Here is a 19452-nt window from a genome sequence, read left to right on the forward strand (position 1 = left end):
GTGTTGACATTATTTTCTACAAGTGCTATATTATGCTCAATGAAATTGAACAAAAAAAGGGGGGATAAAAATTATGTCATATAACTACGGAAAATTAAAGGGTAGGATTGTTGAGCGATTTGGAACACAAGCACAGTTAGCAAGAAAGATAGGCTTATCTGAAAGAACCTTATCTTTAAAGTTAAATGGAAAGGTTAATTTTACGCAAAGTGACATCGAGATTATTGTAGAAGCTTTGAGCATTAACAGGGAAGATATACAATCTTATTTTTTTGAGGTGATTGCTCAATGTAGTTGAACAAATGGCGGAGTAAGCTAAGGAGGGAAAAATGGTATTAGTCTTGGTAGTTTTATCTGGATGTACAATTTTTTTTGTTATAAATGGGGTTAAATGGAAGGTTTCAACAAATGCATTACTACTTTATATGAAAAAGTGCGGGTACAAGCCTCCCGATGAACTTGAGATAGAAGAATGTACCCGTGAATGTGCTAAATATTGTGGGAAGAGCCTATTCCGAAATAAGATTTAATCAACTCGGATACAACGTTTGAAGCAATTGTTGTTATAGCGGAGAGTGAAGAAGCTCCAATTTTTGTTGAAACTGTTTTAACGCTATTCCAAATGTCTTCAGAGCGGATGTTCGCTAGGAATTCATGACCTTTTGGAGACAAATCTGTGACATCGAAATATAGGGTTGCTGGATGCTTATATTCATAAAACAGTCCAGCAAGGTAACACTGGCGTGCATGATAGGCAATTTCTTCATGTGTAAAGTCACCTTCAACTTCATGTAGGTCTTCTGGTGCGGAAAAATAGTTATTAATATCACAAATTTTTTCTACTGCAATTAGAAGTGCTCTGGTGCAATCGGGGTTCAGTTTCATTATTTAGACTACCTTTCTTTTATACTTGGCACGGCAATGCCTGTAAAGAAAGGATAGCACAATGTTACAAAATATTCCATATATTGTGGATATGAAGGTATAGGACAATTCTAGCCGAACATAGCATTGAACAGGAGGTGTTTGTATGCAGAAACCGCTTAAAGTTAATGTACATGTAGTAACAAAAAGTGGAGTTATTCCTTATGATTCTTTATCTCCTGTTGAGAAAAAAGAGTTGGGAATTAGGTTGAATCGTAGAGGGGTGCAGGCAGCGGCCAGAGCTGATGGATATGAGTTGGAATTTGAAGATGATCCTTCAACAGAGGTAGGTACTGCATAATGGGCGAAAGCCCTGTGGAGCGGACAAGCTGTTTTATTGAATTGAATATGAAGGGATGATTTTATGGATCAGAAAGAATTACTCCAAAAATATTACGAACAGGAAATGAATAACGTCTTTGCATACAGCACAGATTTTCGTATGAATAGCCCTAAGAAAGGCTATGAAAATGAATGGTGTGATGCAAAGGAGCGGGCAGAACTGTTGCTTGAAATGATGAGCAAATAAAGGAATGGTACGGAATTCTAGGAGGTGGCACCTATGGTAATACGGTCAGAAGAAGCCAAACCGCCTAAACCTTCATCCGTTGATAATATGACTCGTGCCAGAGCGGAGCGGATTGGGTTAAAGGTTGGGGCAAAGGTAAGGCAATACATATCAAATTCGAATACAGAAGAGAAAGGGAGCAAATGCACAATCAGGGAAGGTACTGTATTGGAAGTTTGTAACCATGGTTTTCTTACTCAGCTTCCCACCCACAGAACATTCTTCCGCTATAACCTACTGCGAGGGCGAGAGATGGGGGAGCGGGTTGAAATTCTGAAAGGTAGGAGCAGGGAGCAAATGAAATGAAGTGAAGAAAATAAAATTAAATGGCTTTTCGAAGCAGCATCCCCGTGTTTATGTAATTTCATTACAATTTGAGGTTTAATCCTCTAAACAGCAGAGATAGTCTGTGGAAACTTTGAGTACGTGAGCGATTTTTGGAAGGTTCGCATGTCGTGGCTCATAGGTTCCTCGGAGCCAACGTTGCACGGTCACGGTTGAAACATCTGATAGCATGGCAAGGGTTTTGGGGTCCATGCCTAGTTTTTCCATAGCGTGTTCTAGACGCTCGGAAAAAGCATTAAAAAAGAAGAAAAAGAAGAAGAAAGCAATCACCACCTTTCGGGCGGGGGTGCTGCTTCGAGAAGCCAAATGCAATTAAATTTTACCACAATCAGGAAAGGAGTACATATGGAAAAACAAAAAGAAATGGAATAATCGGAGATAGTAAGACTTTTTAACAGCATGGGTTTCTTCTGCGGAGAAGATGAAGAATTGATTAAACGCTTGGAGGAGCAGGAAAAAACGGAGAGAGAAAAAAGGGTGACAATTCATGAGTATTAGAAATCTAGCGGAATAAAACGTGCGCTACATGTAGGTGCAGTTATTGATGTGATAGACCATCAAAAGCCAAAATTGATAGGTTTACGGAGACAGGTAACTGCGGTACAGCAGAATGCCATTTTTTTTATCGTTTTGGGACGGCCTGAGCATGAGTATTCAAAGTGCAACGGGGGCAAAGGTAGCAGGATGGAATTTAACAAAGTCAGTCATACGAGTTTGGAGAGACAATTAAGTGGTTCAATCTCCCCATAGGTTCGGCAGTGATAATGGAATTCCGTGTAGTTAAACAGTGAAAGGGTGGTCATATGGATTCAGAAGCGGTAAAGGAGGTTGAAAGGTTAATTGATTTAAAGGAAAACAGAAAGTTACGGAAAAAGCGCAAGCGTAGGAAAGCAATATTTATCAAGCTGTGGAAAGGGATGCTGACAGGAATTGTTGGAGCGGTTGCCATGTTTGTTATTGTTCTGCTGTCCTTAATGGCACCGGAAGTGACACTTCGGGCATATAACGGCTGTGCAATTTTAATTGTAATACGTGTATTTGGTACTTGGTTGGACAAGCCACGGAGGAAGAAGTGACAAACTGAATGAGGAATTTATGCAATAAAAAAGGCACTGGGAAACCCAGCACCAACGACAAATTTATTATAGCATAAGTTCCTTTTTTAAACAAGGAGGGAATTTGATGATACAGAAAGCGATTGAGAAAATCAATGCTGAAGTACAGAAAGCACCAAATGATGTATATCGGGCGAAAGTGGGCGAATACATCATTGACCATATTCTTACGGATAAGGATGCAGAGAAAGTTTTGGATGAAGGCAAAACCCTAGAAAAAGCGATGACGGATGTTCAAGAAAAGGCATTGAAGGAAGCTCAGGGTGATGCAATGGTTAAAAAGGCTGTTATAGAACAGACGGAAGTATTTGGTTGGGCAATGAAATATTTTGGTCTCCAAGACGTAGAATCAATAAATCCGAAGACGGCTGCGGAAAAGCCAAAAGGAAAGACGGCAGAAAAAGCCTTGTCATTATCCCTAGATGATTTCTTCTAAAAGGCGGTGGAAGTTTGATGGATAAAAAATTGAAAGAGCTTCCATGGCCAACATTTCATGAGGACAGCAATGTATGGTATAAGGTTACTGTAAATCAGCCTGTAATAAAAGGTGAACGTTTGTTGATTGTTACATTTACACCCAATACGGGGTATCAACAGCGAAGTTATGAGCGTGAATTTATAGAACTACGGGTGATATGCAAAAAGAAAAACGGTACACCGATTATTATAAATAGATTTGGTAGCCAAAAGAAAGCATTTATTAATGAATTGTGGAGCCGTTATTGGAATTATGCCCTTATAGAGGAAGAGGACAAGAAGCGGATTACTTCTTATATAAAGAGCAATGAAACGAATACCTCATATTTAATACGGGAGTTGCTTACTTGGGTAAAAAAATCTTGGGACGAGGATGCTCTGCAAAAGAAAAAATCCCAGGGGAAGATTCTGGATGAGGACTTTGCTTTATGCCCCGAAGAATTACCGGAGGGCATGGTGGAATGGATTAGGCAATATATTCTTCCTGCAGACAAAGTTATTTTACATAAAAAAGGTGGATGGAAAGGAAGGTGCTATGTTTGCGGTCAAGAGGTAGAAGCTAACCAGAACCGCCGTTTTAAGCATTGCACCAACAATATTTGTCCCGAATGCGGTAGCGTAGTTACTTGTTATCGAGATACTAGTGACGCATGGAATACCACTACTGTTGAAAATATCGTAGCAGTGCAGAAGGGTACCGATGGAAAGACCATATTTTTCAGACAATGGCGGTTGCTTCGTGACCACACTGCAAAATGGGAGGATATTCCCCGATGCCTAAAGGAAGTTACCCGTTACGCAATTAGAGGCAAGGAAACCACCAAATGGCAAAAAGAAGGCAAGGATAATTATTATATGCGTTGTGAGCGGTACACCCTTGATAATTGGACAAGGTGGAGCGGAAACCATATTTACGATAATGGTTATTGTTTTTATCTGGGGAATACAAAAGAAGAACTTGTCGGAACACAGATGCAGTATGCCGATTTAGAGGGATACCTGAGGGAAGCCAGAGGGCATAACCGAAACCCTATTTACTTTCTTGAATATTTTGTAAAATACCCTGTCACAGAATTTTTATGGAAAGCCGGCTATCGCCATTTAGTTCATCAAAAAATTTTTGGCTTGTCAAAGGAGAATCGAAATACAATCTTTTGGCAGAGAACAAAATTAAAGGACTGCTTTCGTTTTCCGGTAAGGCTTTTAAAGGTATTGCCCCCAGATGAATGGACTATGGATAGGGTGGCAATTGCTGGGGATATGTGGAAAAGGCAGGGAGGTAAATTATCCGAGGAAGAATTGAAAGCAGCTCTACGCTTGGGGCATGGTGTGAACCAGCTTCATAGGGCATTGAATCATGCAACTATCGTGAAAGTATCAAAATATATAGAGAAGCAGTTTATGAAAGGAAAAGGTCCAGAAACGGAATTGTACGATGGTATTGACGATGCCATTCGTACCTATCGTGATTATTTAAATGAGTGTGAACAGCTTCAGTTACCATTAATGGATCATGCAATTCTTTTTCCGCCTCATCTAATGGCCGCCCATGAACGAACAATGGCACAGGTGAAGTTTGAGAGAAATAAAGCTGACCAAGAGAAATTCCAAAAACAAATTGAAGATTTAGAAAAGTACATATGGGAAAAGGATGGTCTTACCATTCGCCCTCCACAGAAGCAGGAAGAGATAACCAAAGAAGGTGTGGCATTGCATCACTGCGTTGGGGGGTATCTCAAACGTATGGCGGAAGGGGAAACGGCGATATTATTCCTTCGTCATGCTTCAGAACCAGATAAGCCATTTTATACCTTAGAATTAAACCCCAAAAGCCTGTCTATTGTGCAATGCAGGACAGACCACAATAAAAGCTATGACCGAGAACCAGAGATAAAAGATTTTGTGGACACTTGGCTGAAAAAAGTGGTTCGTAAGGGTAAAAAGAAAAAAATTGCATAAGGAGGAATTTACTATGGCTCAAATGAGATTTCAGATGAACGAGGACATACAAGAAAAGTTTCAACAACAGATTGAAATTTTAGAAAAGTATAAATGGGAAAAAGGAGGCCTTATGATCCATCCTCCAAAAAGTCAGGAAGAATTGGCAAACGAGAGTGTGGTTCTACATCACACTGTAGTATGTTACCTCGGAAAAATATCAGATGGAAAAACCGCTATTTTATTCATACGCAAAGTTACGGAACCGGATAAGCCGTTTTATACATTGGAATTAAACCCTAAAACACTTGCAGTGGTTCAGTGCAGGACAGACCATAACGCAAGCTATGAAAAGCAACCTGAAATAATGGGATTTGTGGAAACATGGCTGAAAGAAGTGGTTCACAATGACAAAAGGGAAAAAACCACATAAGGAGTGATGGCTAGTGAGAAAAGAAACTAAAATGACTACAGTAAGAATTCCTGTGGATCTGTATGATGAAATTCAAAAGGAATCCGTTGAGAATGAGAGGAAAGTTGGAAGTCAAATTAATTATATGCTGAGAAAATATTTTGAGTTTACCAAAAGGGGGAACATCAATGGATGAATTAGCAATGGGAAATCAGTGTGAATTAAGCATTAGGCCGATAGAAGTTATTACACAGGAGATTCAGTTTTACAAAGGACAAGCCACCATGGCCATTATTGAAATTGGTCGAAGGTTGGAGGAAGCAAAACTCCGAATTCCCCATGGCCGGTGGGGAGAGTGGCTAAAAAACGAAATCCAATTCTCTGAACGAACGGCACAGAACTTTATGCGAATCGCCCGTGAATACCCAAATCCGCAGACAGTTGCGGTTTTAGGGAACTCCATGTCAAAAGCATTGGCATTATTAACTCTGCCACCAGAGGATAGAGAGGACTTTCTTCAGGAAACTCATGTGATTGATGGAGAGGAAAAAACCGTTGCTGATATGAGTACCAGAGAAATGGAACGTCTTGTGAAGGAATTGGAGGCGGAGCGGAAAGCAAAAGGCGAGATGCAGCTTCGTATTGATACTTTGGAAATGGAAGCAAACCAAGAAAAGCTAAATGAATCGGAGCAGGTGGCCAAGGCAGAGGAAAAGCAGCGGGAAGCTGAGGAAAGGTTGGCCACCTTACAAGCAGAATTGGATGCGGCACACTCAGAGCCACAAGCTACTGAAATTGATGGGGATGTATTGGAACAGATTCGCAAGGATGCAGAGGAAAAGGAACAGGAGAAACTAAAGAAAAAGATACAGAAGGCAGAAAAGGATGCTGAGAAGGCTAAAAAAGAAGCGGAGGATGCCAAGAAAAAGCTACAGGAACAAGAAGCGGCTGTTTCTTCAAAAATATCACAGGCAGAACAGGTGGCGGCACAAAAGGAACAGGCCATCCAAGACCTGCAGAAGCAACTTGCTATGGCTGGTGATTCAAAGAAAGCCATTTTCAAGGTGCATTTTGAGGGGGTGCAGGTTCAGCTTAATAAAATGCTGTCTTGTATTAATGAGCTTAAGGAAAAGGAAGAAGCTGAGGAAGCGGTCAAGCTTAAGGCCGCATTGACAAAGTTGTGTGAAATGATGTTGGACACGTTGAAAGAAACGGAGGATTTATAATGGCGAAATTTGATGTCTGCCCTATTTGCGGAGCGGCTTTAGATCATGGAGAACCATGTGACTGTGAAGAAACACAGGAAGCCTGTGTCTGCCAAGAGGGAGAAAAAACAGAATAAGAGAAAAAAAGTGCCCCTCTCTTGCTGGAACAAGATTGGGGCAAGGTTTTAGATAAAACCCAAGATATAGTACTTATATTATAACATTGAAGTATATAGTTGCACAAGTATTTTGGGTTGCTTTCTAGTAAAAAGCCAGTTTCTAAAACCTTGAGATTTCGGGGCAGAAAAGCCCCTTAGCTCCTCGATAATGAGATTAACATTAGGGCCATGGTTTATAGAGAAAGGGTGTAAAGTAATGCCAAGATATAGAAAACACATATGGGCAGGGGATGTATACGAGTGTGAGGAATATTTCTCACCAAAAGCCATTGGGAAAAAACATAACAGAGGACAAAATGAACTTCTGACTTCCGAGGAACAGAAAGAGCGGAATTTGAAAATAGCACGTAGAAAATTATCAAGATTAATTAATACCAATTTTAAAGCAGGAGATTTGTTTGTTACTCTTACATACCGCAAACGATTGACTCGTGAAGAAATAAAAAGAGAGTTGAGGAATTTTTTAAATAGATTAAGACGGTGGAGAAAGAAGAAGGGACTTTCAGCTTTAAAATATATCGTGGTAACGGAAACTGAAAGTGGTAGGGAACACCATCATCTTTTGATAAATGCCATGGATATAACCCTGAAAGAATTAACAAACCTATGGGGATTGGGTAGGGTGATGATTTCTCAGTTAGAGCCAGGTGGGGACTATACTGGGTTGGCCAGATACATAACTAAGGAAAATGTAAAAGAGTATGAAAAAAGATGGTCCACGAGTAAAAATTTGAAGCCGCCAAAAGTTCTTGTTAAGAAATTGAAATCTGTGAAACCAAAAAAACGGCCACAGCCACCCAAAGGGTATGTGGTGGTAGAAAGCAGTGAGTATTTTTCCGAGGACATCGGAGTAATTCGATATTTAAAGGCTATTAAAATAGGGGGTGAGGATTATGGAGAAGGAAAAGAAAAAAACGAATTGTGAAAAATGCTTGTGCCGGCTATGCTTCGATAACGAAAAAGGCACTTGTATGAATTGTGCAGAGTGTGAGGAAAACGGTGGGGCAAATAAGGTTTGGTGTTTGATGGATTGTAAATTTGTAGGGAGGATGAGGAATGACAAAACAGTATAATCAGCGGTCAGCAAAACAGCAATACCAAAATGCAACAAATAACGCTCAGGGGCATCTGTTTGAAAGTGCAATTGTAGCGGCTTGCAATACATACAGGGACACAGGTCGGGCAGAAATCAATAAAACCCCTGAACCTTTCCGAGTTTTGAGTAAAAGCAAATATGGAATTTTTACAGGCAGATTTACAGCCCATGCACAGCCAGACTTTCAGGGGACTCTTACAGATGGGCGGTCAATCGTTTTTGAAGCAAAAACTACTTCTTCCGATCGAATGAAGCGGGACGTGCTAACAGCAGAGCAACAAGATGCTTTAGAACGTCATACGAATTTGGGAGCGGTAGCAGCAGTATGCATTTGCATTGATGATAAGTTCTTCTTTATTCCTTGGACTATATGGAGGGATATGAAAGAACACTATGGACGAAAGTATATCACCGCAAATGATGTCGAAGAATACAGGGTTAAATTTAATGGGACTGTTTTATTTTTGGACTATATTCATAAGAACGGAGGGAAGGAGTAGGTGGCAATAACAGAGACCAATCTATCGAAAAATGGGCAACTGAAAGCATATAAAGAATTATGCGAAAGCCAAGCATACAGATTAGAACATGTTCAATCCGAAAACACCGAACTAAGGGAAAGGATAGAGCAACTTGAATACGGTCGTAAATTACATGGTGCCGTTATAGAACAACTGGAAAAAATCAACCAAGACCTATCGGATAGGGCTTTAAAATCAGAAGGATTGATGGAAAGCATTGAACTGAAAGATATTCCAAATCTAGAAGACGAGTTGATTTTATCAGACGAAGTTCCAAAACACGATAGTGTTCCTATGCACTATGTTTATACGAATAAAAATACTGGTGAAAAGTATCGTCTTGGTGACTTGCAAGATAAATATGAATTAGGATTTGCAGATTCTAGACTGTGGAAGATAATCGAGCGGGAATATGACAGTAAGCTTTGTCCGCAGAGAGAATGGAGGTAAACGTAGGAGGCGGTGCATCATGAAGGGAATTCCTGTTAGGTTAGAGTGCTATTACTGTATTAGGGCAGTTAATCATGGTGGCCAGTGTAGCGGGAAAACAAATTATCCCGCACAAGGTTGCCTAGCTTTTAAAGCTGATCCTAGAGGATGTATAAGAAGCACAACCACAACAGTCCAAATTACAATTTATCATGAGTTTCCTTTACTGGGAGTTTGGAATGATGATTTTGAAATGGGGAGTAAGGAAACGGAAATTAAAATCACAAAAATTCATGGCATCAAATGGGACAGACGGAAAGGATATTTATGTGTGATTTGTAGCATTGATTATTTTATCAATGATTTTGCAGACGATTATCAGGAATCAAAGGATAAGGTGAAGCCAGTTTTAAAACTTGTGAAGGGCGGTGCGGAATGAAACCATTAAGAATGAGTAAAAATACAATACATTCGCCAAGAGGGGAATCTATCATTGACACAGTGTATACACCATTGTCAGACTATATACCACCAGTTCCACCACCAAGGGTGGATACCGTCAACCATCCATCACACTATACTCACGGTGAAATTGAGTGCATTGACGCTATAAATGCGGCTGTACATGATTTAAAAGGATTAGAGGCAGTATGTACAGCAAATGTGATTAAATATTTATGGCGTTGGAAACACAAAAATGGCGTGGAAGGCTTAAAGAAAGCAAGGTGGTATTTGGATAAGTTAATAAAAGAGGTGGTAGACGGTGAAAAAAGATAACATACGTGATTATGCTACTGAGGCCTTTCGGTATTACGCAGCCTGTGGTCGGAGAACGTCAGACGAGTTAAAACAGGAGGTAAAGGATATGATATATGAGCAGTCGAAGCGGGAGATTATCCGCTCTGGAAGCGGTTCATATTCTGACGATACGGCATATAAAGTTATGAAAGCCGATGATGAAGAAATAGATATGACCGCAGAATTCTTAGATATTATTGCAGTAGAAAAAACCCTTATGCAGTTGCATAAACACCAAAGATTGGCTGTTGAGATTGTATATTTTACAGATGCTAAGAGGGAACTTGGAAAGGGAGACATAAGTAAGAGGGTGCATAAGGCGGAAGTAGAGATACCTGCAAGTACTATGACTATATACAGGTGGCTAAGGAATGCAAGACATGTTTTCTCCCGAGAAAGAGGGTTGAGGATAGATAAATGAAAGTTGATAGTAGTAGGGGTTAATTCTGTGGTAATATGGTATCATCGAAAGAAGAGGGAAGTAAGTAAAAATAAATTAATTAAAAGAAACCCCAAAGGATTTAAGAATTCTAGGGGTTTTTTGTTTGTAAAGAAAGGGGTGGAAATAATGCTTAAATCGTGTAGGTACTGTGGCAAAATACATGATTCAAAAGTAATTTGCTCTAAAAAACCGATTAGAAAGAAATTTGATACAGAGCAAAGTAAATTTCGCTCTACTAATGCATGGACAAAGAAGAGCAAACAAATAAAACAAAGGGATGGATTTCTTTGTCAGATATGCTTACGAAAGCGATACGCTACGGAGCGGCAATATAATACACAATGCTTGGAAGTACATCACATTATAAAAATTAAAGATGATTATGGGCAACGTCTTGAAGATAGTAATTTGTTAACTTTATGTGAGCGTCACCATAGCATGGCCGATGCAGGAGTAATTCCTGCAAAAGAGTTAAAAGAGATTGCTGAGGAACAGGAAGAAAAAAGTATGGGTTAGGATTGAATTCCAAAGGTACCCCCCCTAGGGCAAGGGGGTAAAAATCCAAAATCAAGTAAGACCACAAGGCATAGTCTGTAAATAAAATATTCCCAAAATGGAGTTCAAAAATTGTTTAGGGGGTGGGAAACCATGGGGAGACCAGGAAAACCGTATGAGGTTTTAGTGAGAGAAGGCAAAAGTCACCGAACGAAAGCGGAGCTGGAAGCCCGTAAGAATGGGGAAGCTGCCTTTGCAACTGGGGAAGAAATGAAAGTCAGGCCGGAAGTCAAAGAGAACGTTGTGGCATATAAAGAATTTAAAAGAATTACTAAATTACTTATAAAAATAAGTAAAAATGATGCCATTTATGAGGCAGTTATTAACCGTTATTGCCTCCTTTATGCTGAATGTTTGGACTTTGAGAAGAAGCAAGAGCGGTTTTATATGGACTTATATGAGCTGGAAGAGGACAAAGAGAGGTTAGTTGATAGTGAAGAAATGTCATTATCGGCGTATTATAGGCTGAAAAATCAAATTCAGAAAAACATCTTAGGACTGGACAAGCAAGTTCAATCTAAAAGAAAAATGCTATGTGACATTGAAAAAGAGAACATCATGACCATAGCTTCTGCAATCCGCAATATACCAAAACAAGAGGAGGAAAAGGCAAACCCTCTATTAGAGGTGTTGCGAGGTGGTTAAAGACAGCAAGGCATACATTTATGCCAAATGGTGCGTGAAGAAAAACAACAAAAAAGCACCTGTATACGTGAAAAAGCAAGCGGAGCAGTGGCTTAAAATTGCCAACGGTAAGTCTAAAGAAGCCTTTGTGGATGAGAGGCGTTTGACACAATTTGCGGGTTACTTAAGTTAATGATGCACCCAGATTTAGGGTGTACCATGTATGAGGGCATGGAGGATTATGCTTGGTTATTGATTGTGGCGGTGCTTTGCACCAAAAAGAAAGACAAAAGTGGGGCAGACATACGGTACTACACAACGGCGGTTTTAGAGATTTGCCGTAAGAATTTTAAGACGTTCTATTCAGCGGTAATTTTCATCTTGCTATTATTGACAGAGCCACAGTTTTCAAGATTTTTCTCTGTTGCACCAGATTTGAAACTTTCCAGTGAGTTGAAAATTGCAATTCGTAAAATTATAAAGTGCAGTCCTGCCTTGGCCGATGCCAAGGTTTTTAAAATTCTAAGGAGCGAGGTTCGCTGTGTTTTGACGGAAAGTGAATACACTCCTTTGGCATATTCAGAGGATAAAATGGACGGTAAGTTAGCCAATGCTTTTCTGGCCGACGAAGCGGGAGCCATGGATAGCTACCCAGTGGAATCTATGCGTTCTTCCCAGATTACCCTTATTAACAAGTTAGGTATTATTATTAGTACCCAATATCCCAACGACAATAATGTTCTGATTGATGAAATTGACATTTCAAAAAAAGTGCTGGATGGAGTTTTAGATGATAAAAGGCGATTTTCTCTTTTATATGAGCCGGATCAAGATTTTTTAGTAAAGGATAAGTGGAAAACAGAGGATTTGGTAATTTATCAGTCTAACCCAGTAGCGGTTAACAATAAAAATGTTTTTGAGAGCATTAAGAAGATGCGTTCCTACGCTGCTTTGTATGAGAATAAGCGGGAGAATTATTTATGTAAGCACAACAACATCATGTACAAGGGCTTAGGTGTTGAAGGATATGTGGAAATTACCAAGGTAAAAGAGTGCTGTATTGCTAGTGAACGTGAGTTTTGGAAGGGAAAGAGAGTCTTTATTGGATTTGACCTTTCTATGTCAGACGATAATACAGCGGTTGCCATGGTGACCTACCATGAAGGGAAGATTTTTGCTAAGGTTTGGGGCTTTATTCCTAAGGATAGAGTTGAATTCAAGATGGAAAAAGAAAAAGTACCCTATAAGAAATTGATTAAGAAAGGAGCTTGCTTTGATTGTGGAGATCAGGTAATAGATTATGGGTTTGTGGAGCGGTTTATTTTGGGGTTGCCGGAAGAATATGGTGTGCAGATTGTTCAGGTTGGATATGACCAATATAATGCTATTTCTACGGTGCAAAAATTAGAGGGCGATGAGGAAAATCCACTGGAATGTGTGCAGATTATTCAGCACAGCAAGACTTTACACGCACCTACAAAGCTATTGAGAGAGTACATTTTAAGTAAAAAGTTCTGTTATGAAGAGAATCGTATGCTTGAAATTAACTTTCAAAATGCACGATGTACAGAGGATACCAATTTAAATAAATTTGTTAATAAAAAAAAATCGGCAGGTAAGGTTGATATGGTTGTCAGCCTAATCAATGCCGTTTTTTTATTGAATGTAAATGTAATTCTTGGCGAAGAAAGCTGGGGGGCAAACGTTATCTAGGAGGGGTTTTATGAAGTGGCAGTGGTGGAAAAAGAAAGAAGAAGTACGAGCGGATCCAGTACCGGAAAAAACCGTTGAAGAAATTATTTTAGAAGCATTGGGCATGGGTGGTGGAATTACCAAAAAGACAGCCATGGAAATCCCTACGGTCAGTGGGTGCGTGGAAAAGCTTGCCGGAACGGTTTGCCGTTTGCCTATTAAGCTATACAAAAAAGTGGATGGCAAGGTGGAGGAGGTGTTGGATGATCCAAGGCTTAAGCTGCTGAATGATGATACTGGGGATACCCTAAACAGCGGAGAGTTTTGGCACTCCATGATAGAGGATTATTTTTTAGGGAAAGGTGGATTTGCTTACATAAACCGCAGGAAGGGAGCGTTTGAAAGTCTCCACTATGTAAGAGAAGAGGATGTTTCCGTTGTAAGTAATTTGGATCCAATCTTTAAAGATTATGACATCCTTGTGCTTGGGGAACGGTACTATCCCCATGATTTTCTGAAAATTAAGCGTAAAACCAAGGATGGTGCGGAGTCTATTCCTCTACAAAAAGAGTATGGACTTATTATGGCGGTAGCTTATGCTTCTCTACTTTTTGAAGAAACTTTGGTAAAGCGTGGAGGGAACAAACGAGGGTTTATTGAATCAGAAGGTAAGTTGGGTGAAGATGCAATTACAGCAATTAAGAATGCTTGGAGAAATCTTTATAGCAACAATACGGAGAATGTTGTGGTATTAAACAAAGGGGTTAGCTTTAAGGAAAGTTCCAATACTTCGGTAGAAATGCAGCTAAATGAGAACAAAAAAAGCAATGCGGAGGAACTTTGCAAGCTTTTTGGGTTTTCGGTGCGGATTTTAACAGGTGGTGCAACGGCAGAGGATAGAAAAGAATTCATCAATGCTGTTGTGAGAATTCTGGCCGACATTGAAGCGGCACTGGATCGTGATTTGCTTTTGGAAAAAGAAAAAGGGGTCTACTATTTCGCCTTTGATACAAAGGAAATCACCAGAGGAAGCCAGGAGGAACGGTATAAGGCTTATGGTGAAGCCCTGAAAAGTAATTTCTTACAAATTGATGAAGTAAGAGCCATGGAGGATATGTCACCTCTTGGATTTAACTATATCAAATTAGGGTTGAACGATGTTTTATTAGATCCTGTTTCTGGTGTTATCTATACACCAAATACGAATGCAACTGCGGATTTAGGAAGTATGAAGGGTTTGGCAAATTTGAGGGGAGGTGAAAAAGATGAAGATTGAAATTAGAGCAGACAACAGTGTTTTTATCAGTGGTTATGTGAATGCCGTGGGTAGGGAAAGTCTGCCTGTGATTACACCCCATGGAAAAGTTGTAGAAATGGTGGAAAGCGGTGTTTTTCGGGCAGCTTTAGACCGAGCGGAAAATGTAAACATGATGGTTGACCACGATCCGAACAAAGTGGTGGCAAGCACAAAGGAGGGGCTTTCTCTTTATGAGGATAACATCGGACTTCGTGCGGAGGCAGTGGTCACAGACAAGGAAACCGTTGAAAATGCCAGGAAGGGGAAAATCAAAGGATGGTCCTTTGGAATGCGTAAGGTTGTAGATACTTTGGAGGAGCGAGCCGACAAGCTACCCCTTCGGCATATTAAGGGGATGGATTTAGACCACATTACCTTAGTGGTCAAAAAGAAACCCGTTTATAGTGCCACTTCCGTTGAGCTTCGTGCCGATGAGGAAGAGAGCCTGGAGCTACGCTGTGAAGAAACTGAGGTTGTAACAAAAGAAGAAAAGAGAGCTATTGATTATTCGGAATTTGAAAACAAACTAAAAACAATTAAGGGAGCGTGACAATATGAAGTACATCAAAATGTTGGAAGAAAAAAGAGCGGGGAAGCTTAAAGAAATGGAAGCGGTGCTGGAAAAGGCCAAGGTGGAAGAACGTGCCATGACGGAGGAGGAAACCGGAGCTTTTGAGGATTTGGAAAAAGAAATTTCGGGTATTGATGCCACGATCAAGGTGGAAGAACGTGCCAGAGGTAGAGAAAAGTTTGAGAAGAAAAAGGAAGATGAAACACCAGAACAGCTTGAAGAAAGAGCGTTTGTAAACTTTGTATTGAATAACCAGGTAGAACTTAGAGCAGGAGAAATTCAGTTAACACAGGGAGGCAACGGTTCTATTGTGCCTACGTCTATTGCCAAGAAGATTATTAAGGCGGTAAGGGATATGGTACCATTTTTACAGTTGGCCGATGTGGTTTCTACCAACGGGAATTTAAGCGTTCCTGTTTATGGGGAGGATGCAACCAACTACATCAATGCCGATTATGTCAGTGAAGGTACAGACTTAACGGATAATGTGGGTAAATTCACGAGCATTGATTTAACTGGTTATGTAATTGGTGCTTTGGCTTTAGTATCTAATAAATTGGCCAACAACACTGATGTTGATGTAGTAAGCTTTATTGTAAACCAAGTGGCTGAGGCCATGGCGGAAAAGCTGGAGGAGGAATTTGTAAACGGTACGGCAACCAAAATCACAGGTATTCTTTCTGCTGCTAAAGGGATCACGACAGCATCCTCCACAGCCATTACATATGATGAGCTGGTAAGTCTGAAGCACAGCTTAAAACAGAGATTTAGAAGCAAGGGTGTGCTGATTATGAACCCTGAAACCTATACAGCTATTTGCAAGTTAAAGGATAACAATGGTCAGCCCTATTTTAAAGAGGATGAATATAAAATCCTTGGTCAGAGAGTCATTGAATCTGACAGTATGCCTACCATTTCAGCTGGTGCCAAGGCGATTGCATTCGCCGATTTAAGCGGCTATACAATTAAGGAAACTACCGCTGTAGAGGTTAGAGTTTTAAGAGAAAAATTTTCTACAAAAAATATGCTAGGCATTTTGGCATTTGGTGAATTTGATGCAAAGATTACTGATGTCAAGAAAGTTGCAGTTCTTACTATGAAGACGGCATAAGGAGGTATATTGCTATGAAGGTAAAGGCGTTAATTAGCTTTAGCGGTGCCGTTTCTATGACACAGGGGCAGACAATGAACATTGAGGAGGAGGAGGTTTTAAAAGATCTCCTCCAATGTGCATACGTGGAAGAAGTGGAACAGAAGCGACCTTATATTGAAGCAAAGCCGGAGACGGAAACAGGCAAAGAGCCAGAGGGTGGAAAAGAAGCACCAGTGAAAGGGCAAGATCCTGAAGGTGAAACGGTACCAGAGGAAGGGCAAAATCCTGAAGATGAAAAGGCACCAGTGAAAGGGCAAGATCCTGAAGGTGAAATGGTGCCAGAGGAAGGGCAAGATCCTGAAGGTGAAACGGTACCAGAGGAAGGGCAAGATCCTGAAGGTGAAATGGTACCAGAGGAAGAGGAACATCCTGAAGTGGAAAAAGTAGCAGAAGAGCCTAAAAAGAAAAGTACAAGGGGTAAAAGTAAGGCGGTGAGTGCCGATGAAGGTAAGTGAGGTTACTATTCAGGATTTGAAAGATTATTGTCGTGCTGAGGATGATGAGGAAAACGTGTTGTTTTCCGCTATACTTGGAGCGGCCAAACAGTTTATTAAAACCCAAACTGGGCTGGATGAAGCGGGAATGGAGACAAAGGAAGATTTAGCCATTGTGGTTTTAATTATTGGGGCGGAGATGTATGAAAACCGTACTTACACTATGAGTAGTAATCGCACCGTAAACATTAATCCAGCGGCAGAGGCGATAATTGACCAGTATCGCATGAATTTACTGTAAGGGGGGAGGAGTATGAATCCTGGGGAATTACGGCATAGGGTGATTATTCAGCGGTTGAAAAAGGTAGCGGGGCCAAACCTTGCCATAAAAACAGAGTATCAGGATGTGAAAACTGTATGGGCGAAGGTAAACAATCTTCATGGTAAGGAGTATTGGACGGCAAAAGAGTATGCAGCGGAAAACACAGTTGAGTTTATAGTGCGTTATAGCAGTGTAAAAAATATTCCTGTAAATGATAAGCCAGATAGCGGCAAGAGAGAAATTTCAGTAAAAGACAGGCTTGTTTTTCGTGGGCAAATTTACAACATTACCTCGATTGATAACATTTTGTACAGGAATGAGTACGTCAAAATTAAAGCGGTTGCTTTAGAATTGGGTGAAAAAATATGAGTAACGAAATATCTCTTTATGACTTAGATAAAGCATTTAGTAGGATGTTAGATGAATTCCCTAAGGAACGGCAGAAATTGGTTGAGAGTGCTGGGGAAAAGATGTATCAAGGGGTTATTCTTAATATTGAAAAAGATACGGGTGAAGGTTCAGGAAATTTAAAGAAAAGCGTTCAAAAAAAGATTGGTTCTGGTGGTGGCTATGCTGCGATACGCCCCGATCGTGGAATTGCACCCCATACCCACTTGGTGGAAAATGGCCATGAAGTAGTGGCAAGGGGGAAAAGTAAGAAAAACTTAAAAAGGACGAAAAAAAGAGTTGTTTCAACAAAGGGAAAAAGCTTTGGTGAAGGTAGTGCCGAATGGGTCAATGGGAAGTTTATGTATCGCAATGCATTGACGAAGCTAAAAAGAGAATTGTATCACGATGCAGAGGACATGAGGGAAAGGCTGGTGAAGGATTCCTTTGGTTAAGACGATGGATATTATAGATGCTGTGATGAGGGAATTTAATCGATGTATGCCAGGGGCAGAAATATATTTAGGTAGGATCGGGGATGACTGCTCCTTCCCTGCTTTTTTATTTATCATCGTTTATGATGGCGGGGAGCGAAGCAGCAAGTATACACGGGATGTTACCGTTGACTTGCAGGCTGTATACTTCGGCAAGCCAGACGGGAACGGAAACATGGACTTTGAGGATAAGATGGTAACAGCTGAAAAGCTAAAGGTATTTCTGAATAGATTTAAACTTCTAGTTGGTGACAGGGTATTAAAGTTTGATTATGAAATGAAAGACGCAGATGAAAAATTGGCTGTGTTTTTAACATTCGACTTTAAAGATGGTGTAAATGATCCAGAATTTGATGAAGAACAGGCCAGAGAAGCGGCAGGAGTTTTATATATGAATGAAGAGAGGGTGGTTTAATTGGGATTGCCAAATATTTTGATTGAGTTTAAGAGCAAAGCATCCACGGCCATTCGGCGTGGTGAACGGGGCATTGTAGCGGTTATGGTGGTCGAGGCTACCATGGCAAAAGGGGTTACAAAGTTGGAAGATATTACACAAATTCCAGAGGGTTTAACTGCTGAAAATAGGGCTTACGTTGAACGTGCTTTTTTGGGTGGTGCAAGCCCTGTAAAGTATGTACAGCTAATTATAACAGACACGATTGAAAATGGTTTGAAATTGATGGAGGTTACTCGGTTTGATTATGTAGCGGTACCGCCAGCAGTAACCACAGCGGAGGCCACAACCATTGCAACGTTTATCAAAGGGCTTCGTGATAACAAGGGTATTAAGGTAAAGGCGGTATTACCAAATACGAAAGCAGATCATGAGGGTATAATCAACTTTACAACAAGCGATATTGTAGTAGGTGAAAATACCTTTACCACTGGGGAGTATTGCTCCCGTATTGCTTCGCTGTTGGCTGGAACTCCATTATCTGTTAGTGCGACATATTATGTTCTTTCGGAAGTTGATGATGTACCCAAATTTACAAAGTCCGAATTAGATGACAAAATCAATGCTGGGGAGTTGGTTATTTTCCACGATGGTAGGAAGGTCAAGGTTGCCAGAGGGGTAAACAGCCTTACCACCATTGGCCAGGAGAAAAGCGAAGACTATAAGTCTACAAAAATTGTGGATATTATGGACTTGATCTATACCGACATTAAAGTGACTTGTGAGGATGCTTATGTGGGTAAATTTGCAAACAATTATGATAATAAGTGTAAGTTGATTGTTTCTATTCAGGCCTACTTAGAAGCCCTTCGGGATGAAGAGTTGTTGGATAAGGATATTGTAACAGGTATTGATATGGCAGCCCAGCGGAACTACTTAAAGGGCAAGGGTGTTGATCTGACGGACATGAAGGAACAAGAGGTCAAGGAGGCTAATACCCAGACTTTTGTGTTCCTAATGTCTAAATATAAGATTCTGAACGCTATTGAGGATATTTCCGTTAATTTCTATATTTAAGGA

31 protein-coding genes are annotated in these 19452 nt (G+C 40.3%); 29 read left to right on the plus strand and 2 right to left on the minus strand.

All coding sequences use genetic code 11. The features are described 5' to 3' along the window. Positions 1-73 precede the first annotated feature (73 nt). The gene (locus RBQ60_RS02195) at positions 74-298 is read left to right on the plus strand and encodes a DUF739 family protein (protein WP_307884972.1); all 225 of its coding nucleotides are present in this window, start codon (positions 74-76) and stop codon (positions 296-298) included. Between the two features lie 191 nt (positions 299-489). Here RBQ60_RS02195 and RBQ60_RS02200 read toward each other — a convergent pair whose 3' ends face one another. Then, positions 490-885 carry a DUF2513 domain-containing protein gene (locus RBQ60_RS02200; protein WP_307884973.1) on the minus strand — a complete coding sequence of 132 codons (396 nt, stop codon included), beginning with the start codon at positions 883-885 and terminating at the stop codon, positions 490-492. A gap of 145 nt (positions 886-1030) precedes the next feature. Here RBQ60_RS02200 and RBQ60_RS02205 point away from each other — a divergent pair, with 145 nt between their 5' ends. The 3 genes from RBQ60_RS02205 (at position 1031) to RBQ60_RS02215 (ending at position 1798) form a co-directional block, all read left to right on the plus strand. Then, positions 1031-1225: a hypothetical protein gene (locus RBQ60_RS02205; RefSeq protein ID WP_307884974.1), complete on the plus strand. Its 195-nt coding sequence runs from the start codon at positions 1031-1033 to the stop codon at positions 1223-1225. A gap of 63 nt (positions 1226-1288) precedes the next feature. Continuing rightward, positions 1289-1453, plus strand: a complete 165-nt coding sequence (locus RBQ60_RS02210) for a hypothetical protein (protein WP_307884975.1) — start codon at positions 1289-1291, stop codon at positions 1451-1453. Between the two features lie 33 nt (positions 1454-1486). Further along, on the plus strand, positions 1487-1798 hold the full coding sequence (locus tag RBQ60_RS02215) for a hypothetical protein (protein ID WP_307884976.1): 312 nt from the start codon (positions 1487-1489) through the stop codon (positions 1796-1798). Positions 1799-1873: 75 nt separating this feature from the next. Here the strand turns inward: RBQ60_RS02215 and RBQ60_RS15500 are convergent, their stop codons facing one another. Continuing rightward, on the minus strand, positions 1874-2044 hold the full coding sequence (locus tag RBQ60_RS15500; protein WP_442871380.1) for a helix-turn-helix domain-containing protein: 171 nt from the start codon (positions 2042-2044) through the stop codon (positions 1874-1876). Between the two features lie 596 nt (positions 2045-2640). Between RBQ60_RS15500 and RBQ60_RS02220 the strand changes: the two genes are divergently transcribed. The 25 genes from RBQ60_RS02220 (at position 2641) to RBQ60_RS02340 (ending at position 19449) form a co-directional block, all read left to right on the plus strand. Then, positions 2641-2913: a hypothetical protein gene (locus RBQ60_RS02220; protein WP_307884977.1), complete on the plus strand. Its 273-nt coding sequence runs from the start codon at positions 2641-2643 to the stop codon at positions 2911-2913. 106 nt (positions 2914-3019) lie between these two features. Continuing rightward, on the plus strand, positions 3020-3388 hold the full coding sequence (locus tag RBQ60_RS02225; RefSeq protein ID WP_307884978.1) for a Cas9 inhibitor AcrIIA9 family protein: 369 nt from the start codon (positions 3020-3022) through the stop codon (positions 3386-3388). Positions 3389-3405: 17 nt separating this feature from the next. Continuing rightward, positions 3406-5388 (plus strand): PcfJ domain-containing protein, encoded by a 1983-nt coding sequence (locus tag RBQ60_RS02230; RefSeq protein ID WP_307884979.1) that lies wholly within the window; start codon positions 3406-3408, stop codon positions 5386-5388. A gap of 13 nt (positions 5389-5401) precedes the next feature. Continuing rightward, entirely contained in the window at positions 5402-5800 is a 399-nt protein-coding gene (locus RBQ60_RS02235) for a PcfJ domain-containing protein (protein WP_307884980.1), read from the plus strand. A gap of 13 nt (positions 5801-5813) precedes the next feature. Further along, positions 5814-5975, plus strand: coding sequence for a hypothetical protein (locus RBQ60_RS02240; protein ID WP_307884981.1), 162 nt, complete (start codon positions 5814-5816; stop codon positions 5973-5975). Beyond that, positions 5968-7005: a DUF3102 domain-containing protein gene (locus RBQ60_RS02245; protein WP_307884982.1), complete on the plus strand. Its 1038-nt coding sequence runs from the start codon at positions 5968-5970 to the stop codon at positions 7003-7005. The genes RBQ60_RS02240 and RBQ60_RS02245 overlap by 8 nt, the downstream gene beginning before the upstream one ends. A 354-nt stretch (positions 7006-7359) precedes the next feature. After that, positions 7360-8088, plus strand: a complete 729-nt coding sequence (locus RBQ60_RS02250; protein WP_307884983.1) for a rolling circle replication-associated protein — start codon at positions 7360-7362, stop codon at positions 8086-8088. Between the two features lie 131 nt (positions 8089-8219). Further along, positions 8220-8759, plus strand: coding sequence for a Holliday junction resolvase RecU (locus RBQ60_RS02255; RefSeq protein WP_307884984.1), 540 nt, complete (start codon positions 8220-8222; stop codon positions 8757-8759). After that, complete coding sequence (locus RBQ60_RS02260) at positions 8760-9230, plus strand: hypothetical protein (RefSeq protein ID WP_307884985.1); 471 nt, start codon at positions 8760-8762, stop codon at positions 9228-9230. 19 nt (positions 9231-9249) lie between these two features. Beyond that, a complete protein-coding gene (locus RBQ60_RS02265; protein WP_307884986.1) occupies positions 9250-9648 on the plus strand; it encodes a hypothetical protein in 399 nt (132 codons plus the stop codon). Continuing rightward, complete coding sequence (locus tag RBQ60_RS02270) at positions 9645-9986, plus strand: DUF3310 domain-containing protein (protein WP_307884987.1); 342 nt, start codon at positions 9645-9647, stop codon at positions 9984-9986. The genes RBQ60_RS02265 and RBQ60_RS02270 overlap by 4 nt, the downstream gene beginning before the upstream one ends. Then, positions 9973-10428, plus strand: a complete 456-nt coding sequence (locus RBQ60_RS02275) for a hypothetical protein (RefSeq protein ID WP_307884988.1) — start codon at positions 9973-9975, stop codon at positions 10426-10428. The genes RBQ60_RS02270 and RBQ60_RS02275 overlap by 14 nt, the downstream gene beginning before the upstream one ends. A gap of 147 nt (positions 10429-10575) precedes the next feature. Further along, on the plus strand, positions 10576-10965 hold the full coding sequence (locus RBQ60_RS02280) for an HNH endonuclease (protein ID WP_307884989.1): 390 nt from the start codon (positions 10576-10578) through the stop codon (positions 10963-10965). Between the two features lie 132 nt (positions 10966-11097). After that, a complete protein-coding gene (locus RBQ60_RS02285) occupies positions 11098-11649 on the plus strand; it encodes a hypothetical protein (protein WP_307884990.1) in 552 nt (183 codons plus the stop codon). After that, a complete protein-coding gene (locus tag RBQ60_RS02290) occupies positions 11642-11821 on the plus strand; it encodes a hypothetical protein (RefSeq protein WP_307884991.1) in 180 nt (59 codons plus the stop codon). Before RBQ60_RS02285 ends, RBQ60_RS02290 begins: the two co-directional genes overlap by 8 nt. After that, complete coding sequence (locus tag RBQ60_RS02295) at positions 11821-13341, plus strand: terminase TerL endonuclease subunit (protein ID WP_307884992.1); 1521 nt, start codon at positions 11821-11823, stop codon at positions 13339-13341. Before RBQ60_RS02290 ends, RBQ60_RS02295 begins: the two co-directional genes overlap by 1 nt. A 10-nt stretch (positions 13342-13351) precedes the next feature. Further along, positions 13352-14596, plus strand: a complete 1245-nt coding sequence (locus tag RBQ60_RS02300) for a phage portal protein (protein WP_307884993.1) — start codon at positions 13352-13354, stop codon at positions 14594-14596. After that, positions 14586-15167 (plus strand): HK97 family phage prohead protease, encoded by a 582-nt coding sequence (locus tag RBQ60_RS02305; protein ID WP_307884994.1) that lies wholly within the window; start codon positions 14586-14588, stop codon positions 15165-15167. The genes RBQ60_RS02300 and RBQ60_RS02305 overlap by 11 nt, the downstream gene beginning before the upstream one ends. Before the next feature lie 4 nt (positions 15168-15171). Further along, positions 15172-16299, plus strand: coding sequence for a phage major capsid protein (locus RBQ60_RS02310; protein ID WP_307884995.1), 1128 nt, complete (start codon positions 15172-15174; stop codon positions 16297-16299). Between the two features lie 14 nt (positions 16300-16313). After that, positions 16314-16796, plus strand: coding sequence for a hypothetical protein (locus RBQ60_RS02315; RefSeq protein WP_307884996.1), 483 nt, complete (start codon positions 16314-16316; stop codon positions 16794-16796). After that, a complete protein-coding gene (locus RBQ60_RS02320) occupies positions 16783-17076 on the plus strand; it encodes a head-tail connector protein (protein ID WP_307884997.1) in 294 nt (97 codons plus the stop codon). The genes RBQ60_RS02315 and RBQ60_RS02320 overlap by 14 nt, the downstream gene beginning before the upstream one ends. A gap of 12 nt (positions 17077-17088) precedes the next feature. Then, positions 17089-17466, plus strand: a complete 378-nt coding sequence (locus tag RBQ60_RS02325; RefSeq protein ID WP_307884998.1) for a phage head closure protein — start codon at positions 17089-17091, stop codon at positions 17464-17466. Further along, the gene (locus RBQ60_RS02330; protein ID WP_307884999.1) at positions 17463-17939 is read left to right on the plus strand and encodes a hypothetical protein; all 477 of its coding nucleotides are present in this window, start codon (positions 17463-17465) and stop codon (positions 17937-17939) included. Before RBQ60_RS02325 ends, RBQ60_RS02330 begins: the two co-directional genes overlap by 4 nt. Further along, a complete protein-coding gene (locus tag RBQ60_RS02335) occupies positions 17932-18393 on the plus strand; it encodes a hypothetical protein (RefSeq protein ID WP_307885000.1) in 462 nt (153 codons plus the stop codon). Before RBQ60_RS02330 ends, RBQ60_RS02335 begins: the two co-directional genes overlap by 8 nt. Continuing rightward, positions 18394-19449 carry a phage tail sheath subtilisin-like domain-containing protein gene (locus tag RBQ60_RS02340; protein WP_307885001.1) on the plus strand — a complete coding sequence of 352 codons (1056 nt, stop codon included), beginning with the start codon at positions 18394-18396 and terminating at the stop codon, positions 19447-19449. It abuts the gene before it with no gap. The last annotated feature ends 3 nt before the right edge of the window (positions 19450-19452 follow it).

Origin of the sequence: Anaerotignum sp. MB30-C6, assembly GCF_030908465.1 — a bacterium.
GTDB lineage: Bacteria > Bacillota > Clostridia > Lachnospirales > Anaerotignaceae > Chakrabartyella.

Coding starts and splice junctions, on each gene's coding strand:
- RBQ60_RS02195 (WP_307884972.1), top strand. CDS start 74: ATGTCATATAACTACGGAAAATTAAAGGGTAGGATTGTTGAGCGATTT.
- RBQ60_RS02200 (WP_307884973.1), bottom strand. CDS start 885: ATGAAACTGAACCCCGATTGCACCAGAGCACTTCTAATTGCAGTAGAA.
- RBQ60_RS02205 (WP_307884974.1), top strand. CDS start 1,031: ATGCAGAAACCGCTTAAAGTTAATGTACATGTAGTAACAAAAAGTGGA.
- RBQ60_RS02210 (WP_307884975.1), top strand. CDS start 1,289: ATGGATCAGAAAGAATTACTCCAAAAATATTACGAACAGGAAATGAAT.
- RBQ60_RS02215 (WP_307884976.1), top strand. CDS start 1,487: ATGGTAATACGGTCAGAAGAAGCCAAACCGCCTAAACCTTCATCCGTT.
- RBQ60_RS15500 (WP_442871380.1), bottom strand. CDS start 2,044: ATGGAAAAACTAGGCATGGACCCCAAAACCCTTGCCATGCTATCAGAT.
- RBQ60_RS02220 (WP_307884977.1), top strand. CDS start 2,641: ATGGATTCAGAAGCGGTAAAGGAGGTTGAAAGGTTAATTGATTTAAAG.
- RBQ60_RS02225 (WP_307884978.1), top strand. CDS start 3,020: ATGATACAGAAAGCGATTGAGAAAATCAATGCTGAAGTACAGAAAGCA.
- RBQ60_RS02230 (WP_307884979.1), top strand. CDS start 3,406: ATGGATAAAAAATTGAAAGAGCTTCCATGGCCAACATTTCATGAGGAC.
- RBQ60_RS02235 (WP_307884980.1), top strand. CDS start 5,402: ATGGCTCAAATGAGATTTCAGATGAACGAGGACATACAAGAAAAGTTT.
- RBQ60_RS02245 (WP_307884982.1), top strand. CDS start 5,968: ATGGATGAATTAGCAATGGGAAATCAGTGTGAATTAAGCATTAGGCCG.
- RBQ60_RS02250 (WP_307884983.1), top strand. CDS start 7,360: ATGCCAAGATATAGAAAACACATATGGGCAGGGGATGTATACGAGTGT.
- RBQ60_RS02255 (WP_307884984.1), top strand. CDS start 8,220: ATGACAAAACAGTATAATCAGCGGTCAGCAAAACAGCAATACCAAAAT.
- RBQ60_RS02265 (WP_307884986.1), top strand. CDS start 9,250: ATGAAGGGAATTCCTGTTAGGTTAGAGTGCTATTACTGTATTAGGGCA.
- RBQ60_RS02270 (WP_307884987.1), top strand. CDS start 9,645: ATGAAACCATTAAGAATGAGTAAAAATACAATACATTCGCCAAGAGGG.
- RBQ60_RS02280 (WP_307884989.1), top strand. CDS start 10,576: ATGCTTAAATCGTGTAGGTACTGTGGCAAAATACATGATTCAAAAGTA.
- RBQ60_RS02285 (WP_307884990.1), top strand. CDS start 11,098: ATGGGGAGACCAGGAAAACCGTATGAGGTTTTAGTGAGAGAAGGCAAA.
- RBQ60_RS02295 (WP_307884992.1), top strand. CDS start 11,821: ATGATGCACCCAGATTTAGGGTGTACCATGTATGAGGGCATGGAGGAT.
- RBQ60_RS02300 (WP_307884993.1), top strand. CDS start 13,352: ATGAAGTGGCAGTGGTGGAAAAAGAAAGAAGAAGTACGAGCGGATCCA.
- RBQ60_RS02305 (WP_307884994.1), top strand. CDS start 14,586: ATGAAGATTGAAATTAGAGCAGACAACAGTGTTTTTATCAGTGGTTAT.
- RBQ60_RS02310 (WP_307884995.1), top strand. CDS start 15,172: ATGAAGTACATCAAAATGTTGGAAGAAAAAAGAGCGGGGAAGCTTAAA.
- RBQ60_RS02315 (WP_307884996.1), top strand. CDS start 16,314: ATGAAGGTAAAGGCGTTAATTAGCTTTAGCGGTGCCGTTTCTATGACA.
- RBQ60_RS02320 (WP_307884997.1), top strand. CDS start 16,783: ATGAAGGTAAGTGAGGTTACTATTCAGGATTTGAAAGATTATTGTCGT.
- RBQ60_RS02325 (WP_307884998.1), top strand. CDS start 17,089: ATGAATCCTGGGGAATTACGGCATAGGGTGATTATTCAGCGGTTGAAA.
- RBQ60_RS02330 (WP_307884999.1), top strand. CDS start 17,463: ATGAGTAACGAAATATCTCTTTATGACTTAGATAAAGCATTTAGTAGG.